Below are 16,445 nucleotides of genomic sequence, written 5' to 3'. Positions count from 1 at the left end.
TGATCCACGTGGACCCAACCGCCATTGATCGCTTCGGCACCAGCCAGTTCGAGGCCAGCCGGAACCGGCTGGCCTCGCTGGCCTACCGGCTGCTGGGCTCCGCCACCGACGCCGAAGACGCCGTACAGGACGCGTTCATGCATTGGCAGGCCGCCGACCGGCAGCAGATCAAGGTGCCGGAAGCATGGCTGACCAAGGTGATCACCAACCTGTGCCTCGACCGGCTCCGCTCGGCACAGGCCCGCCGCGAACGCACCGTCGGCGCATGGCTGCCCGAACCGCTACTCGACGGGGACCCGATGCTCGGCCCGGCCGACACGTTCGAGCAGCGCGAATCGGTCTCTCTGGCCATGCTGACCCTCATGGAGCGCCTGTCACCCGTCGAGCGGGCCGTCTACCTCCTGCGCGAAGCGTTCTCCTACAGCCACGCCGAGATCGCCGACATCCTCGACATCACCGAGTCCGCAAGCCAGCAGCACCTCCACCGGGCCCGGCACCGCATCACCGCCGCGCGCCGCCGCGGCGGCGAAGTCGACCCGGCGTCCGCCCGCGGCATCGTCGAGGAATTCCTCGCCGCTGCCACCTCCGGCCGTATTGAACGGCTCGTGGCGCTGCTCACCGACGACGCGATCGCGATCGCCGACTCCAACGGCGCCGGCCTGGCCAAGACGCTGCTGCAGTACGACACTCCCGCGCGCATCGCCGCCATCGCACGGGCCGGATTCAAGCCCACACCCGCGAAACGGCGACTCGTCGGCGGCACGCCCGCCGTCCACTACGCGCTCGTCAACGACTCCCCCGCCATCCTCTTCGTGCTCGGAGACCAGGTCGTAGGCACCGTGACGTTCGACGTCACCGACGGCAAGATCGCAACCGTGCGCGGCATCGCCGCCCCCACCCGCCTCGTCCGCCTCACCGAAGCCTGGCGGCAGCGCGGACCGGACACGCCTCTCATCACTCAGTGGTGACCCGACGCCGACGTCTGCCAGGCGCAGTACCCGCGTTTCATAGGTGATCACTGAGCCTTCTCAGCGTGGCCGCTGATCGGATGACGAAATCGTCCTGCGTCTCCCGTCGGTCCGGCTCCATGCAAGGGCGGCGGAAGCCCGGGGCCTGGCCAGTGCCCCGTGGGCGTACGGCTGTCAGGTGGCCGGGCTCAGCCATGAGGGACGACGGCGACGGGGCAGCGCCCGTGATGGATGGCAGCATGCGTTACGTGGCCCAGGTGGGGTGCCATGTCGTGCCGGTGTGTGCGCCGGCCGACGACGAGCAGCGCCGCGCCTTCCGCGGCATGCACGACGGCCTTCGCGGGAGTCTCGAGCCGGATGGCGTGGGCCGCGTCCACCTGTGGGTACTTCTCGCGCCAGCGGTGGAGGGCCGTGCCCAACTCCTGCTGCGCGTCCCGTGTCATCTCTTCGCTGACGGCGTGGTCCACGCCCCAGGGCACGCGCGCGTGGAGCGGCACGCTTCGGCCGTGCACGGCCAGGAGCGGAACCTCTCTGACCGCAGCGGTGTGGAAGGCGAAGTCGAGCAGTTCGTCGCTGGATCCGTGGAGTTTCAGAGCCACGACGACACGGCTCGCCGGCGTCGGCTGCGCTGTCCCGTATCCGGTGCGGATCAGGACAACCGGCCGCTCCGTCCGCGCAACGACCGGCATGCTGACGTCACCCAGGAAGTAGCTTCCGACGGTGTCCAGCCCCCGGGAGCCGAGCACGATCAGCTCGGATTCCGACGCCGCCTGGAGCAGGGCTTTCCGGGCGTCCTCGGCCACCAGGCTCCCGATGATGGTCAGACCCGGGTGGCTGGATTCCAGTTCCGCGCGCGCGGTGTGGACGAAGCGCTTCGCCCAGTAGTTCTGATCGACTTCCGAAGGGACGCGGGCCGGTTCCGGCGCCAGCAGTGGCCACGCGTGCAGCAGGCGCAGCGTGAGTTTGCGCTTGTCGGCCTCGTCGGCGGCCCAGCGGGCGGCGGCGAGGCTCTCGGGTGAACCGTCCAGGCCCACGGTGATGACTGGCTGCATGGCGGCGGCCTCCGTCTCGTACGAAACTGGATACGACGGTGGGTGACGATGCACGAGTCCGATGGAGTGCTTGCTCCGGACGTCGCCGACATGCCGAGCGCGGTGCTTCTCTACTTCGAGGAGTACCCCAATATCCTCCCCGGCGCATGCGGAACCGTAGAGGGGAGGCAAGGCAGGCACGTGGCACCCGCCCCGAGAGGAGACAGGTCCGGTGGCGATTCCCTTGGTGGTCGGCATCGACGGATCCGAATCGAGCCCGGAGGCCGTGGACCGGCCCACGGCCGAGGCGGCCCGGCACAGTCCCTCACTCCACCTCGCGCATACGGCTGCCGGTGATCACGAGCCTTCCGACCTGATCAGTGCCGCCTCGGAGCGCGCCGGGGAAGGACATCCCACGGTGCAGTTGTCGAGCGAGGTGCTGCATGAGAACGCCGCCGCTACCCTCGGTCAACCTGGCCGTGGCCGCCCGGTGTCCGGTGCGCCGAACACTGCTGGAGGCCGCGTCGGCCGCGGACCTGCTGGTCGTCGGCGCACGCAGAAGAAAGGGGGACCCGGGCTACGACTGGGTCTGATCAATCACGCGCTGCTGCATCACGCGCCGTGCCCCGTCGCGGTCGTTCCCAGATATGACCGACGCGACCGCGGCCTGCGGGGCTGGACCGTTTCGGCCACCGGTGGACGGGGACCGAAAGCCGGCCCGGCAGGGATCTTCGGCCCTGTGCCCCGATCCCGCCGCCGTTCGACGGTGGGAGCAGATGGTGGGGGACGGCTGGCAAATTGTTGGAAGGCGGGTCATGAGCACACAAGGTTCGCCGTACACACCCGGTCCGCCGCCGAGGCGCGGCGATCACGCGGCCAAGGGCGGGAACTCCCTGAGGCGTGCGTCCGACAGGTTCGAGTGCTGGATGCGCCGAGTTCTGATGGTCGTTCTGGTCCTCGGGCTGCCGGCAGCCGCCGTCAGCGCGGGACGGACAGCGTACGAAGCGTCGATGCACACTGTGCGGACCCAGGCAGCGGAACGGCACCAGGTCACCGCCCGGCTGACGTCGACCGCTGAGGGTGGCGACTGGGCGAAGCGACCGGCACCGGTTCGCTGGACCGACGTCGACGGTGTCGTGCGGACGGGTGCGGCCCTGGTGAGGCCGGGAACTCCCAAGGGCTCTGCCGTACGTGTGTGGGTGACCCGCGACGGACAAGTCACCGATCCGCCGACGACCACGATCAACGCGACGACCAGTGGCTGGCTGGTGGGCGGTATGGCGGCGCTCGGCGTGGCCGGCGGATCCTATGCGGCCTGGGCGGGCATGCGCCTGGTCCTGGACCGGAGAAGGTACGCGCAATGGGACGCCGAATGGGGTCTGGTGGAACCCGGGTGGTCCGCACGCTTCCGTCCGTGACGGACGGGGACGTAGGGCCGGCCAGAAACCGAAAACACGAGACCGATGTCCTAAGCGACAACCATCCGTCTGTACGAAATCACGATGGTCGCCGTTCGGCCGGATCCTCTGCGCGTCGACGGCGAGACCGTGGCTCTGCTGGTTCCTGGCCCCCATGGATCGTCACGGTTACTTCACCTATGCACTTTTCCCGCAGCGGGGCACGTCAAGGCCGTGGGCCGTGACCCAGGACTACAACCTCGATCGCCAGCTGCTCGCGCGGGACCCGATCGCGGATCCGTCGGCCCTGGTCTTCTCGACGGTCGGGGCAGCGCAACTGGTGGCCTCGGCATGAGCACCCCCGTCATGATCGACGTGCAGGGGCCGGACCGGCGACCGCGTCGAGGGCGATCCCTCGCACGAGCCGATCCTGCACCTGCACCTGCACCTGCACCTGCACCTGCACGGCAGTTCGCCAGGCTCTCGCCAGACGTACCGGGTCATCGCGCTCGACCTGCCCGGGTCAGGCTTCCGCGGGCGGACGCCTGCACCTCGCCAGGGGTGCTCTCGCCTCGGTGAACGCTGTCGGCGAGCTCCGGTCCGGCCCCTGCACGTGATCGGCAACTCGCTGGGCGGAGCCGTGGCCCAGCAGATAGCCGCACTGCAGTCCGCACGGGCCGCGATCCGGTGCTGGTCAACGGTGCCGGCTTCGGCAAGGAGGTCGCTCTGCGGCTTCGCCTGCTTACCGTGCCGGTGCCGGGACGGGCGATGAGCCGCCGGGTGACACCGTCGGGCATCCGCATGATCGAGCACCTGAACTTCGCCAATCCTGACCTTGCGACGCCGATGCGCATCAAGCACGCTCTGGCGATCGCCGCCCAGCCCGGCACGGTTCAGGTCGTGTGGGAGACCGGGCAGGGACTCGCCTCTGCCCGACGCGGAATCGGGTCCCGGTGGCGCGAGTCGCTCCTGCGGAAGGTCGCCGCGGACGAGCCGAGCCTGGTGGTGTGGGGCGATCAGGACCGCGTCCTGCCGTACCACCACCTCGACGAGGCTCGACGCTGCCTGCCTGGTGCGTCCAGCCATCTGTTCGCGGGCGTGGGTCACATACCTCAGACCGAGACGCCCCACGCGTTCGCCGACCTGGTGCGCGAGTTCCCAGGCACCGTCCCGACCGGGGCTCGTGGCGAACGCACGCCCGCCGTCCCGGGTCACGGGGCGCCGGATGCTCGCCAACAAGTCGCCGGTTGCAAGGGCTCCCGTGACACACGATAAGGGCAACGCCCCCTGGAGAGCTGAATACAGCGAGGTCCTGGGCAAGAGGCGGACGCTCGACTGGCTGGGCCGGGTGGTACGTCTGCCCGATCGCGCCTCGGATGAATGTCACCGCGCGAGAACACTTGCCACCACCCCACACGGCGTATATACATTACAACCGTAAGGTAAAAGACCGTAATATAACTACCCGGAGCCGCGGTCCTCGCGCCGCATCCAATGAGGTCAGATGAAGACGACAAAGAGCATGAAGTGGATCGACGTGCCCACTCGCACGATCGACGTCGGCGGGGTGCCGTTCGCCTACCGCGAGCTCGGCCCGACCGAGGGTGTTCCAGTGGTGTTCCTGCACCACCTGATGGCTGTCCTTGACGACTGGGACCCAAGGATCATCGACGGCATCGCTGCCCACCGCCGGGTGATCGCGTTCGACAACCGCGGAGTCGGCGCGTCCGGAGGATCCGTGCCGCCCGACGTCGCGGACATGGGCCGCGACGCCGTCGCCTTCATCCGTGCGATGGGACTCGAGAAGGTCGACCTCCTCGGGTTCTCGCTCGGCGGCGGAGTCGCACAGATGGTGGCCCTGCAGGCACCCGAACTCGTGCGCCGGATCGTCCTGGCCGGGACCGGCCCCCGCGGAGGCGGCGGCATCAAGGAGATCAACAAGGTCGCGGTCGGGGCGTACGTCAAGTCCGCGCTCACCCTGAAGGACGCCAGGACATTCCTGTTCTTCCCGCGCGACGCCGAGGGCAAGCGGGCCGCGAAGCACTACCTCGCCCGGCTCAAGGAGCGCACTCAGAATCGCGACGAAAAAATCTCCCTGCAGGCTCGACGCGCGCAGCTGAAGGCCATCCGCGCGGCCGGACTGCACGCACCCGACGACCTCTCGGTGATCACCCAGCCGGTCTTCGTCGCCAACGGTGATCACGACCTCATGGTCGCGAGCAGCAACTCGGCGGACATGGCCCGCCGGATCCCGAACGCCCGCCTGAAGATCTACCCGAACTCCGGGCACGGCGGCGTCTTCCAGTACCACCGGGAGTTCGTCCCCGAGGTTCTCGAGTTCCTCAATGGCTGAGAGGCCCGACCGGTCGATCGCCGGAAAGGTCGCCCTGGTCACCGGCGGCGGCCGGGGCCTGGGCGCGGCGACCGCGCGGTCCCTGACCGCCGCCGGTGCTCGCGTCTTCGTCATCGATCTGCACCGCCCGGCTGCGGGCGAGGCGATCGACGAGCGGGTCACCTACCTGGTCGGCGATGTGACCGACCTCGGCGACATGACCCGCGCGGTCGAGACCGTCGTCAGGGACGCCGGCCGCCTGGACATCGTGATCGCGAACGCAGGTGTGGTCGCGCGGGGCGTGACCCTCCGGGCGTCATCGGCTCCGGTGGTCGATCGACTCTTCGACGTGAACGTCGGGGGCGTGCTCAACACCGTCCGTGCTGCCCTTCCGAGCCTCATCGAGAACCGTGGCCGGCTCGTACTGATCTCGTCGGTGTTCGCCTTCGTCAACGGGGCCGGCACGATCCCGTACGCGATGAGCAAGGCAGCAGTCGAGCAGCTTGGCCGTGGACTGCGGGTCGAGCTCGCAGCCCATGGCGTCAGCGTCACGACCGCGTACTTTGCAATGATCAACACGGACATGATCCGACAGAGCGTCGACGAGGATCCAGCAGCTCAGGCGCTGCTCGACACCCAACCGAGGTTCCTACGCAGGCGCATCAGCCCCGAGCAGGCGGCGGAAGCCATCGTCGAGGGCCTGTGCCGCCGCGATGTGCGGGTCTTCAGTCCGCGCAGATGGACAGTGGTCTCGAGGGTCCGGGGCCTCGTCGCGCCCGCCCTGGACTCGGGCCTGACGCGGGATCACACGGTCCAGAGCATTCTCGGACGCCTCGACGCGCGTACAGGCGAGGACTTTCTGACCACCTGACGTCAGGAACAGCCCGGTGCCCCAACTACGCCCAGACCAGGAGCCATTGATGACGAGTTCGACCCGGAACGTGTCCGGCCTACTGACCCGCACCGCGTCGGGATACCCGGCGCGCACGGCGATCGTCTTCGGTGGCGATCGGATCTCCTACGCGGAACTCGATGCAGCGTCGAACCGGGTGGCCAACCTGCTGATGGAGCGCGGCATTCGCCCTGGCGAGAAGGTCGCCCTGTCCTGCACGAACATCCCGCAGTTCACGACGATCTACTTCGGGATCCTCAAGGCCGGTGCGGTAGTCGTGCCGTTGAACGTACTCCTCAAGGCGCGTGAGATCGCCTACCACCTCAACGACTCCGACGCGACGGCATACTTCGCCTTCGAAGGCGGTCCAGAACTCCCGATCGGGCGCGAGGCATGGTCGGCCTTCCAGGTCGCCGATCGAGCCGCACACTTCTTCCTCATCGGCGACGGCACGTCTGTGGACGGCGTCACCCCGGACCAGATCTGTGCCGCCGCTGTCGCCGGGCAGCCAGAGACGTTCGAGATGGTCGAGCGTACCGACGACGACACCGCGGTCATCCTCTACACGTCCGGTACCACCGGGCAGCCCAAGGGCGCGGAACTCAGACACCGGAACGTGTACGACATCGCCCGAGCCGGTGTCCAGCTCTTCGAGTCGGACCCCGCGGCACCCGACGTCTACCTGTGCGTCCTGCCGCTCTTCCATGCCTTCGGCCAGATGGTCATCCAGAACGGCGCCATCGGGTTCGGCGGCACACTCGTCCTGCAAGCAAGGTTCTCCGCCCGACAGGCGCTGGATCTCATGCTCGCCCATGACGTGACGTTCTTCGGCGGCGTACCGACCATGTACTGGGGCCTGATCGAGGCACTCGACGACAGCGTCGACGTCGCCCGACTGGCCGCCAACCTGCGCATCGCCGTGTCCGGTGGTTCCGCGCTTCCCGCGAAGATCCACCAAGAGTTCAAGAAGCGTTTCGGTGTGACGATCCTCGAGGGCTACGGGCTCTCGGAGACGGTGGCCATCGCGACATTCGCCACGTACGGCGACGAGCCCCGTGTCGGATCGATCGGCCGGCCCATCGCCGGGGTCCAGATGAAACTCATCAACGACGACTGGTCGGATGTGGCGGACGACCCCGGTGCGGTCGGGGAGATCGCGATCAAGGGCTACAACATCATGAAGGGCTACTACAAGCGCCCCGAGGCCACGTCGGAGGCCATCAACCAAGGATGGTTCCGCACCGGAGATCTGGCTCGCAAGGACGCGGACGGCTTCTACTTCGTCGTCGACAGGTCCAAGGACATGATCATTCGCGGCGGGTTCAACGTCTACCCGCGTGAGCTCGAGGAGGTGCTCATGGAGCACCCCGCGGTCTCCTTGGTCGCTGTGATCGGAGTTCCGCACCTGAGTCACGGGGAGGAGATCAAGGCCGTCGTCGTAAGGAAGGCCGGCGACACTACGACTGCGGCGGAGCTGACAGCCTGGGGAAAGGAGCAGTTCGCCGGCTACAAATACCCGCGCATCGTCGAGTTCGTCGACGCCCTGCCCATGACCGCCACCGGAAAGATCCTCAAGCGCGAACTGTCCTAGAAGGCAGGGCCGTCTCCGGCGCCACGGGTTCCCTGCGCACTCCGCGCGCCTCGTGGCTGTCACCCTGATCCGCACTCTGTGGGGTCGATTCCAGGATCTTTCAAAACAGTCCCGTCCGCTTCCGTCCGGACCAAGCGTGGCCCGCCTGGCCCGCGACGACGCCTCGCTCGAACCTCCGCTGGGCCGACTCCTCCCCGAGACGGCTGGCCTCTACGAGGTGGAGGTGCCGTGCTCCAACTTCCGTGTCGTGCGCGGTCGGCAGTTCACGCGGTGGCAGGACGGCTCGGCACAGGCGTGGACCACACGCCGCAACGGGAGGGGACCATGACCTACTTCGATGTGTCTCAGGAGTCCTCGAACAGCAGGTCCTCAGGCGAGTGGGTCATCCGCACGGTCTCGCCGTTCGTGGTCTCAACTACCCGGTGCAGTCCCACGCAGCGCTCGCCCGTGGAGAGGATGGAGAACCGGTCCCCCACGCCTGCCAGAACGGCGGGGAAGGGCCACATCGAAGTCCGCGGCGTCCCACCGTCAACCGTGCACGAGCTCGTTGGCACTCTGTTTGCCCCATACCTGACGGTGTCATATGCTGGAAATAACCGATTTTTCACGCCTCGCAAAGCCGCTCGCACCCCACAGAGGCGCGGCTAAGAGGATCCTGATCTCTTTGCGCATACCTGCCAATTAGGGTAGCTCGCAGCGGGATTGCACCCCTTACAGCAGGTGCAGTTACCAGATTCCAGCAATGTCCCCTCGGCTGAGCTCTGGATGAAACCCGGCCCTCGATCCGACACCGCAATGCGCCACGTGGGACATGGATTCTGATTCAACAAGTGAGAGGGGCGTCGGGAATGAAAATGAGCCTGACCGAGCTGCGCGCCCTCGCCACACAGGCAGGGTTCACCGGCAGCGACATCAAAATTGCGGCGGCCGTCGCCATGGCAGAGTCCAAAGGCGACCCAGTCGTCATCGGAGACCAGAATCTGGTCGACCACAAGTGGGGGCCGTCCATTGGTCTCTTCCAGATACGCTCGCTCAAGCACCCAGGGCAGTTCAGCCCACCGGACACTCTCAGGGTTGCGGCAAAGCTCAAGGATCCGCTCTACAACGCCAAGACGGCGAAGGCCATCAAGGACGCACACAACTGGAAGCAATGGTCCACGTTCACGAGCGGGGCCTACAAGCAGTACATGGACGGCGGCCCCGCCAACTTCGAGCCGTTCCCTGGTGCGTCGTTCTTCCACACCGGAAAGAAGTCGCCGATCATCGCCGCAACGCACCACCGGCTCGTCGCCGAAGGCTGCAACCGGTACCAGTCGAGCGCCAACGCCAATGTATGGGGCCCGGGCGATGTGAAATCCTATGCCGCCTGGCAGCATAAGCTCGGCTTCGAAGGTGACCACGCCAACGGCCTCCCCGGCAAAACCAGTTGGGACAAGCTACGGGTCCCCAACGTCTAAGACGTGAGCGTGACGCGAATCGCGGTGTCAATCAGTCGACTGGTGACGCAGCTCAACTGGGTGACGCGAGCATTCTTGATTCTTCGTCCCCGGCCGCTCGCCGAACGTGCTGGCGACACCAAATTGTCGCATCTGAAAGGACTGCGTCATGCCCGAGAAGAACTTCGACCAAGAGGACGTGAAGACGGCCCTCGAGAAGACCGACACCGCCGACGGACCCGGCACCGACAGCCTCGATGCCCTTCCGGAAAGCGACTTCGTCGCCTTCGCCGAGGACGGCGTCGAGAACGACGCGGAGGCCCCCAAGTGACCGCCACCATCGCTTACGACCGTCATGTCTCGAACTTCATCGACAAACTCAGCGCAACGGGCCACGTCACCCACAATGCGTACAGGAAGACGTCGGTCACGCTGCACCACAACGGCGGCCGACTCTCGCACCAGGGTGTGCTCGACGTCTGGAAGACGCGTCCGGCTTCGGCCCACTTCGACGTGGACGCCGCCGGTGCCGTCGCTCAGTACGTCAAGGTGAACGAGTACGCCTGGGCCGTCGGCAACACGGCCGGCAACCAGCGCACGATCAGCATCGAAATGGCGAACGCAACGCTCGCGCCCGCCTGGACAGTCGCCGAGGCCACCTGGAAGAACTCCGCGCGACTCGCCGGCTGGCTCTTCGCCAAGGTGATCGGCGAACGCCCCAGCAAGAGCAACCTCTTCTACCACCACCACTGGTCCTCGACTGCCTGCGCGGGCCCGCACATGGACAAGATCTACGGCAAGGTCCTCGCGGCGGCTCAGGAGGCGTACGACCACTTCAAGGGTTCACGCCCCGTCCCCAGGTCGAATACCGAGCCGTTCCCTGGCGTGTCGTTCTTCCACACCGGAAAGAAGTCGCCGATCATCGCCGCAACGCACCACCGGCTCGTCGCCGAAGGCTGCAACCGGTACCAGTCGAGCGCCAGCGCCGACGTATGGGGTCCGGGCGATGTGAAGTCCTACGCCGCCTGGCAGCATAAGCTCGGGTTCGAAGGCACTGATGCCAACGGCGTCCCCGGCAAGATTAGTTGGGACAAGCTACATGTCCCCAACGTCTGACCGCCCTCGCTGATGGCCTTGTCGAGCAGTAGCGGCTCCGGTCCACATCGACCGTTTCAGTGAGGCGCCCGTTGGCCGCATGGCGGCCGAGTTCGGCAAGGCTACAGAGCGGCAGGTCTTCGAATCCTGACCCGCAAGTCGGCCCCCACGTCACCAGGCGCCCGCCCACTGACGCTGCCGGCTCGACAACGTGCCCACAGGTACTGACCATTACTCGTTTGGGCGCGTTCTTCGCCGTACACATGACCGTTCCACGGGGCAGCAGCTCCTGGCTGGTCGGGCGGTTCAGGAGTTCTCGGTGATCTCGTTCGGCTGCATGGTTCGGATTCTCCTTCTCAACGCAGTTGCTCGGCCAGTCCGACGATGATGCCCTCAGGGCCGCGGAGGTAGCAGAGCAGATAGCTGTCCTCGAACCGGGCGATCTCACCGACGAGTTCGGCGCCGTGAGGGCGCAGGCGGGCAACGGTGTCCTCGAGGTCGTCGACGGCGAACATGACGCGGTGCGTGCCCAGAATGTTGTGCGGCCGGTTGCGCGGGCCGGCGCTGATCACTGCGGGGCTGAGGTACTTCGCCAGCTCGAGCCGACTGTGACCGTCCGGGGTCCGGATCATCGCGATGTCACAGCGGACGCCCTCGAGTCCGGTGCACTGGTCGGCGAAGGGGCCCTCGACCTGCGCCCTGCCCTCCAGCTCCATCCCGAGTTCCACGAAGAACGCGATGGCGGCATCCATGTCCTCGACGACGATGCCGACGTTGTCCATCCGCTGAATCGCCATGCTGGATTCTCCTTCTTCCTTGTGCGGCCGGGGATGGCCGCTGATGTCCCTGGGACGGAGCCGGTGGCACGTTCTCGACATCCTCGTACCGCCCGACCCCGAAAAACTTGGGTCGCTCCTCAGCACCGTTACAGCAGATCTGCGAGACAGGCGCCAGCCGGCGTGAGTCCAATGAGGCTTTCCGATTCGGACGGCAGCGCGGTCTCATGGAAATCCGCCAGGAGTTCAGTCGTCGGAGCACAGGGTCAGACGAAGGCCGCCCCACGTCCGGTGAATCCCCTGCGAGCGAATCCGTTCGAGACGCCATGCGAGGCCGTGGCACCATGTACCGCATGACGACGAACCGAAAGGTCCATGCCGCGTAGACGGCCAGGAAAGATCCGTGTCGGCGCCCCCGGCAGCCGCCGGACAGTGGGTGCACGGCCAGTCATCCACGGCCTGTCTCTGCGCGCACTGTCCGAGATCCTCCGTCTCGAGCGCACCCGCAACTATCTGCGGCCAGGCGACGTCAGCACGGCGGTGGGCCTGTGGAAGGACTACGTCCACCGGCCCGAGCGTGATCTGTGGCAAGACTACGAATGGGGCGACGTGCACTGGTTCTGCTGCGGCGACCCTCTCGAAGCCCGAGCCCTCCTCGACACCGTGATCCGGGCCATATCGCCACGAAGCGCCCGCGAACTTCGAAAGATTGTCAGCCGCTCAGACGCCGTCTGGAACCTTCCGTCCCCGCCCTACGACACGGACGGACGATAAAGAGCGAGTTGAAAGCCTGTTCCTGAATCTCATGCCTGGCCGCCAGTGCCCGGCGGCCCTCCCCGCCGGCCTTCGACCCGGGTTCCCGTTCAACGGGGTGAGCGCCTGACGGCGAGCCGGCCTGCTGCGTGTGCGCCGGGCCGGCTCCTGGTATCGGTGCGGCGTCACCTTGCGTGCCGGCTGATCACTTCGCCTGGGCGAGCCGGACCGCGTCGGGACCGGCCGGGAATCGCAGCTGGCCGGTTGTGTCGTGCGCGGCTCGCCATACCGTCTCGGCGACGTCGCTCTCCTTGGTGAACTGGTCCTGGCCGGTGAAGTCGCCCATGGTCTTCTTCGCCCACGGTGCGTAGGGCGTCGGGACCAGTTCGTCCAGCGGGGCGCCGTTCGTGGCGTTGGCCGCGAAGTTCGTCGTCAGGCAGGCGCCCGGCTGGACCGTCTTCGCATGCACACCGAAGGGTGCGAGTTCGAGCGCGAGGGATGCGGTGAATCCCTCGATGGCCATCTTGCTCGCCTTGTAGACGGCCGAGAGCGGCATGTGGCCCAGCACCACGCTGGAGGTCACGTTGACCACCACGCCGGAGCCGCGCTCGCGGAACTGGGGCAGTACCGCCTGCGTCGTCGCCATCACGCCGAACGTGTTGGTTTCGAAGACTTCCCGCACTCGGGTCATAGGGGTGCCCTCGAACACGCTGATCGAGGGGACGCCCGCGTTGTTGACCAGGACGTCGATGGGCCCGGCTGCCTCGAACGCGGCGGTGATGGTCTCGGGCTTGGTCACGTCGAGTTCGATGACGCGAAGCCGGTCCGACTCGGGCAGGACGCCGGCACGCGGCGTGCGCATCGTGGCGATGACGTTCCACCCCTGCGAGTGGAAGTAGAGAGCGGTCTCCCGCCCGTATCCGGAGGAGGCACCGGTGATCAGAACTGTCTTCATGCTGTGGCCCCTTGCGATGTGGTGGGATCCGCGGGTGGACAGGCACTTTTCTGCTCCGCGGGAGAACCGTTGCTCCCATTGAATCGCTCTGACCTGCGGGAATAGTAGAAGTATCCTCGCTTCCTCTTGCACGATCCTCCTCGGCCGGTGCCACCCTGCTCAGGGCAGGACGCCCGCGGGGGTGCGTGCGGTGGCCCTCAGGCGGACCGCGTCCCGGCTCGGGGGTTCGCCGAACTGGCGGCGGTATTCGCGGCTGAACTGCGACGGGTTGTCGTAGCCGACGCGCTGGCCGACTCCGGTGACGTCGCCCGGGTGGGTGGCGAGCAGCAGCCGGGCCTCCTGGAGCCGGATCTGCTTCTGGAACTGGATGGGGCTCATCGCTGTCACCGCCTGGAAGTTGCGGTAGAACGCGGAGACGCTCATGCCGGACAGGCGTGCCACGTCCTCGACCCGGAAGGGCTCGGCGTAGTGCTCGCGGATCCAGCGCACGGCCCGGGAGACGTGGCTGAGGCCGCTGTCGGCGAGGCCGAGTTGGCGCACCGCCGCGCCCTGTTCGCCGGTGATCAGGCGCCACAGGATCTCGCGTTTGACCAGCGGGGCCAGTACGGCGCGGTCGCGGGGTTCGTCGAGCAGGCGCAGCAGCCGGACCGCCGCGTCGAGCAGTGCGGGCGGGGCATCGCTGACGGCAATCCCTGACGGCGCGCTCGCGCCGGCACGCGGAGTGTCGCCGGGACCGGCCTGCAGGAGCAGTTCGGCGACGGCCGACGGTTCCAGCGTGAGTCCGAAGCCGAGGGCCGGCCGCTCGGGGTCGGCCTGGGTGAACTGCCCGGTGACGGGCAGGTCGACGGATGCGACCAAGTACTGCCCGGCGCCGTACTCGTAGACCCGGTCACCCAGCGCGAGGCGTTTGGCGCCCTGGGCGATGACTGCGAGCACCGTGCCGGACATGGAGGGAGCCGGCGGATCGGGCCGGTCGACCTTCGAGATCAGGACACCGTCGATGGCAGTGGTCCAGTCGGGGCGGGCATGCCGGGCCAGCAGGGTGCGGAGCTCTTCGAGGTGCATGCGTTCATTGCAGCACCAACGGCGTCCGGGCTCCCGTGTCCGCGAGGATTGTGCAAGCAGCGGCGAGCATCGTTCTAACGTTTCCGCAGGTCACGCCGCTTGAATGGAGTCACCGCACTCCATCAACGCAGAAGAAGGCTTCCATGATTGCCAAGTACGGATTCAACGCCACCCTGACCGCCAGGCCCGGAATGGGCGACAGGCTGGTCGACCTGCTGTTGACCGGTCTCGACGAGGGCAGCCCGGGCGCGAGCGAACACTGCGTCGTCTATCTCGTCTCCCGCTCCGCGTCCGCCCCTGATGTCGTCCACGTCAGCGAGGGCTGGACCAGCGAGGAGGACCACCACCGGGTCTTCGCCGGCGAGGCCGCCCAGGCCATCGTGGCGCAGATCGACGGGCTGCTGACCGAGGAGTCGGAGTACACCGACTACGTCCCGGTCCGCGGCAAGGCCGCCTTCTGAACTCCCGATACCCCGGCCGGCCGCCTCGGCGACCTGCCGAGGCGACCCCCTCCCCGTCCGACCGTCCGGCACCACCCCACGAAAGGCATCGACCATGACCACAGCGCGACCCGCCCTGGACCGCGAACTGCGTGAACTGCTCGCCGATATGCCGCTGATGTCCCAGCTCAGCACGGAGTTCCTGGGCCAACTGCGCCGGCTCCCCTCGACGCCCATCGATTCCCTGCTCGCACACCGGCGAGTCGACCGGCGCGATATCACCGTGCCCGCCACGGACGGTGCCCCGATCCCTCTGTCGGTCTTCAGCCCCGCGAACACTGACCGCATCACCGCCGCACCCTGCATCTACTGGATGCACGGCGGCGGGATGGTCATGGGTGACCGTTTCTCGCAGATCGACATCCCGCTGGAGTGGCTCGACGCGTTCGGCGCGGTCGTGGTCTCCGTGGACTACCGGCTGGCACCCGAGGCCACCGGCACCGCCCTCGTCGACGACTGCTACCAGGGGCTGCTCTGGATCGCCGAACACGCCGAAGAACTGGGCATCGACCCTGCACGGATCGTCGTCGCCGGCGCCAGCGCGGGCGGCGGCCTCGCCGCCGGTGTCACCCTGTTGGCTCGCGACCTCGGCACCCCGGCGATCGCCGCGCAGATACTTATCTGCCCCATGCTCGACCACCGCAACACCAGCGCCTCCAGTCGCCAGTACTCCGGCGGGCCCGGCGTCTGGACCCGCGAGATGAACGAGTTCGCATGGCGCGCCGTCCTCGGCGACCTCACTGACGAGGCGGTGCCCGAGTACGTCTCGCCGGCGTTGGCCGAGGACCTCTCGGGCCTGCCCACCACCTACATCGACACCGGCTCCGCCGAAGTCTTCCGAGACGAGGACACCGACTACGCCACCCGTATCTGGGCGGCCGGCGGCCAGGCCGAACTCCACGTCTGGGCGGGCGGCTTCCACGGGTTCGACGCCCTGTACCCGAAGGCAAACATCTCGGCCACAGCCCGCCGAACCCGCACGGACTGGCTCGCCCGGGTCCTGCCCTCGAACGGCCCCGCAAATAGGTGAAGTCGACGTCGCGTTACGGGTCGTACGCTTCCGCCTCAGTGCAGAGCTCGACGAGTAGTTCCGATGTGGCTCAGTGATGGTAGGCGATCAGTGTTCAATGGCGCGGCCGCCGTGCTGTTCCAGGGCGAGCCGGCCCGTGATGGTGTCGTTCACCGACGATCAGCTGACGGATCGTTCGAGCAGGGCCTCGGCCTGGTGCGGGATTCCGCAGTCTCGGTCGAAGGGTCCGCAGCAGGCTCACGCCGCGGGAGCTTACCCCGGCGGCACCGTGACGACAGCGATGGTGGCGGGTTGCGCGGGTGCATCGCGGCCAGGGCCGGGCGGTGGGCACCCCGAGTGCTACGGCCCAGCCCGGCCAGGGTCACGGAAAAGTCGTACGGCGACGCATACGGGGGCCTCCGGGAGAGCGGACGGGAAGTGCTCCCCATGGCGCCAGGCCGGTATGGGTCCCCTATCGCGCGGTTGTCCCCCGGTGCGGGGCCGTGGAACTGCCTGGACGCCGATGTCTCGGGGGCGGACCCGGCGGCGAAGGGAGGCCGCCGGGACCTGCACCGCTCATGCGTCGCGCCGGCGCAGTACCGCGTAGCCGCCGACGATCGCGGCGAGCGCCCACAGCAAGAACAC

Annotated in this window: 17 protein-coding genes; 12 read left to right on the top strand and 5 right to left on the bottom strand. The window is 67.5% G+C overall.

Features of this window, described 5'->3' with window-relative positions:
- Positions 1-8 precede the first annotated feature (8 nt).
- Positions 9-968, top strand: coding sequence for a sigma-70 family RNA polymerase sigma factor (locus M2157_RS46575; protein WP_280868487.1), 960 nt, complete (start codon positions 9-11; stop codon positions 966-968).
- Between the two features lie 188 nt (positions 969-1,156).
- On the opposite strand, the gene M2157_RS46570 is transcribed toward M2157_RS46575, so the two are convergent.
- Positions 1,157-2,020, bottom strand: coding sequence for a universal stress protein (locus M2157_RS46570; RefSeq protein WP_280868486.1), 864 nt, complete (start codon positions 2,018-2,020; stop codon positions 1,157-1,159).
- A gap of 422 nt (positions 2,021-2,442) precedes the next feature.
- Between M2157_RS46570 and M2157_RS49200 the strand changes: the two genes are divergently transcribed.
- The 6 genes from M2157_RS49200 (at position 2,443) to M2157_RS46540 (ending at position 8,211) form a co-directional block, all read left to right on the top strand.
- On the top strand, positions 2,443-2,592 hold the full coding sequence (locus M2157_RS49200) for a hypothetical protein (RefSeq protein ID WP_348541845.1): 150 nt from the start codon (positions 2,443-2,445) through the stop codon (positions 2,590-2,592).
- 417 nt (positions 2,593-3,009) lie between these two features.
- Positions 3,010-3,417, top strand: coding sequence for a hypothetical protein (locus M2157_RS46560; protein WP_348541844.1), 408 nt, complete (start codon positions 3,010-3,012; stop codon positions 3,415-3,417).
- Positions 3,418-4,083: 666 nt separating this feature from the next.
- On the top strand, positions 4,084-4,671 hold the full coding sequence (locus M2157_RS46555; protein WP_280868484.1) for a hypothetical protein: 588 nt from the start codon (positions 4,084-4,086) through the stop codon (positions 4,669-4,671).
- Positions 4,672-4,900: 229 nt separating this feature from the next.
- On the top strand, positions 4,901-5,749 hold the full coding sequence (locus tag M2157_RS46550) for an alpha/beta hydrolase (protein ID WP_280868483.1): 849 nt from the start codon (positions 4,901-4,903) through the stop codon (positions 5,747-5,749).
- Entirely contained in the window at positions 5,742-6,599 is an 858-nt protein-coding gene (locus tag M2157_RS46545) for an SDR family NAD(P)-dependent oxidoreductase (protein ID WP_280868482.1), read from the top strand. The genes M2157_RS46550 and M2157_RS46545 overlap by 8 nt, the downstream gene beginning before the upstream one ends.
- Positions 6,600-6,648: 49 nt before the next feature.
- A complete protein-coding gene (locus tag M2157_RS46540; protein ID WP_280868481.1) occupies positions 6,649-8,211 on the top strand; it encodes a long-chain fatty acid--CoA ligase in 1,563 nt (520 codons plus the stop codon).
- A 344-nt stretch (positions 8,212-8,555) separates the two neighbouring features.
- On the opposite strand, the gene M2157_RS46535 is transcribed toward M2157_RS46540, so the two are convergent.
- Positions 8,556-8,687 carry a hypothetical protein gene (locus M2157_RS46535; protein ID WP_280868480.1) on the bottom strand — a complete coding sequence of 44 codons (132 nt, stop codon included), beginning with the start codon at positions 8,685-8,687 and terminating at the stop codon, positions 8,556-8,558.
- A 378-nt stretch (positions 8,688-9,065) separates the two neighbouring features.
- On the opposite strand from M2157_RS46535, the gene M2157_RS46530 reads away from it, so the two are divergent.
- From M2157_RS46530 to M2157_RS46520, 3 genes are all read left to right on the top strand, one after another.
- On the top strand, positions 9,066-9,668 hold the full coding sequence (locus M2157_RS46530; protein ID WP_280868479.1) for a peptidoglycan-binding protein: 603 nt from the start codon (positions 9,066-9,068) through the stop codon (positions 9,666-9,668).
- A 148-nt stretch (positions 9,669-9,816) separates the two neighbouring features.
- Positions 9,817-9,978: a hypothetical protein gene (locus tag M2157_RS46525; RefSeq protein ID WP_280859457.1), complete on the top strand. Its 162-nt coding sequence runs from the start codon at positions 9,817-9,819 to the stop codon at positions 9,976-9,978.
- Positions 9,975-10,763, top strand: coding sequence for a peptidoglycan-binding protein (locus tag M2157_RS46520; RefSeq protein WP_280868478.1), 789 nt, complete (start codon positions 9,975-9,977; stop codon positions 10,761-10,763). The genes M2157_RS46525 and M2157_RS46520 overlap by 4 nt, the downstream gene beginning before the upstream one ends.
- Positions 10,764-11,098: 335 nt before the next feature.
- On the opposite strand, the gene M2157_RS46515 is transcribed toward M2157_RS46520, so the two are convergent.
- The 3 genes from M2157_RS46515 to M2157_RS46505 form a co-directional block, all read right to left on the bottom strand.
- A complete protein-coding gene (locus M2157_RS46515) occupies positions 11,099-11,539 on the bottom strand; it encodes a VOC family protein (RefSeq protein WP_280868477.1) in 441 nt (146 codons plus the stop codon).
- Positions 11,540-12,476: 937 nt separating this feature from the next.
- The gene (locus tag M2157_RS46510) at positions 12,477-13,226 is read right to left on the bottom strand and encodes an SDR family oxidoreductase (RefSeq protein WP_280868476.1); all 750 of its coding nucleotides are present in this window, start codon (positions 13,224-13,226) and stop codon (positions 12,477-12,479) included.
- 159 nt (positions 13,227-13,385) lie between these two features.
- Positions 13,386-14,291, bottom strand: a complete 906-nt coding sequence (locus M2157_RS46505; RefSeq protein WP_280859464.1) for an AraC family transcriptional regulator — start codon at positions 14,289-14,291, stop codon at positions 13,386-13,388.
- A 143-nt stretch (positions 14,292-14,434) separates the two neighbouring features.
- On the opposite strand from M2157_RS46505, the gene M2157_RS46500 reads away from it, so the two are divergent.
- Positions 14,435-14,752 carry an antibiotic biosynthesis monooxygenase gene (locus M2157_RS46500; protein ID WP_280868475.1) on the top strand — a complete coding sequence of 106 codons (318 nt, stop codon included), beginning with the start codon at positions 14,435-14,437 and terminating at the stop codon, positions 14,750-14,752.
- Between the two features lie 94 nt (positions 14,753-14,846).
- Positions 14,847-15,821: an alpha/beta hydrolase gene (locus tag M2157_RS46495; RefSeq protein WP_280868474.1), complete on the top strand. Its 975-nt coding sequence runs from the start codon at positions 14,847-14,849 to the stop codon at positions 15,819-15,821.
- The last annotated feature ends 624 nt before the right edge of the window (positions 15,822-16,445 follow it).

Origin of the sequence: Streptomyces sp. SAI-127 (genome assembly GCF_029894425.1) — a bacterium.
GTDB lineage: Bacteria > Actinomycetota > Actinomycetes > Streptomycetales > Streptomycetaceae > Streptomyces.
This window is presented reverse-complemented; position numbering and strand designations above follow the sequence as displayed.